This is a genomic window from Virgibacillus carmonensis (assembly GCF_057836705.1).
In genome coordinates, this window is the sequence record NZ_JBYQFJ010000308.1 from 1 (window position 1) to 571 (window position 571).

The 571-nt window shown below is 44.0% G+C and carries 1 protein-coding gene; it reads left to right on the forward strand.

Annotated features, from left to right (window positions below; genetic code table 11):
- Positions 1-103: 103 nt before the first annotated feature.
- A partial coding sequence (gene leuD / locus AC3G7N_RS22025) for a 3-isopropylmalate dehydratase small subunit (protein WP_489424251.1) occupies positions 104-571 on the forward strand: 468 nt, incomplete at its 3' end.

The window sequence follows — 571 nt, forward strand, 5'->3', positions numbered from 1 at the left end:
GTACGAACACATCTGGTAAGCCCGGCAATGGCAGCTGCTGCAGCTATAACAGGTCACCTGACAGATATTAGAGGATGGAACTATACGGGAGAGGTGAAAAAGAATGAAACCATTTCGTAACTATACGGGATCTGTTGTACCGCTTCCTAAATCCAATATTGATACCGACATCATCATTCCAACAGAATTCTTGAAGCGGGTTGAACGAGCAGGGTACGGACAACATCTGATGTATTATTGGCGGTTCGATGAACATGGTGGGCCTCGCAAGGATTTTGTACTGAATAACAAAACATATGAACAAGCCAGTATTCTGCTAAGCGGGGATAATTTCGGCTGCGGCTCTTCAAGGGAGAATGCCGTTTGGGCCTTGCATGATTATGGCTTTCAAGTAATAATTGCCCCCTCTTTCGCCGATATTTTTAAGGGGAATTGCTCAAAAAATGGACTGTTGCTGATTGAGCTGGATCAGGGACAAATGCAAGAATTGTTCGAGCTTGAGAAACAGAACCCAAACTTTTCCATGCATGTGGATTTGGAAAATCAAATAATTCACGCCGTATCTGGATGG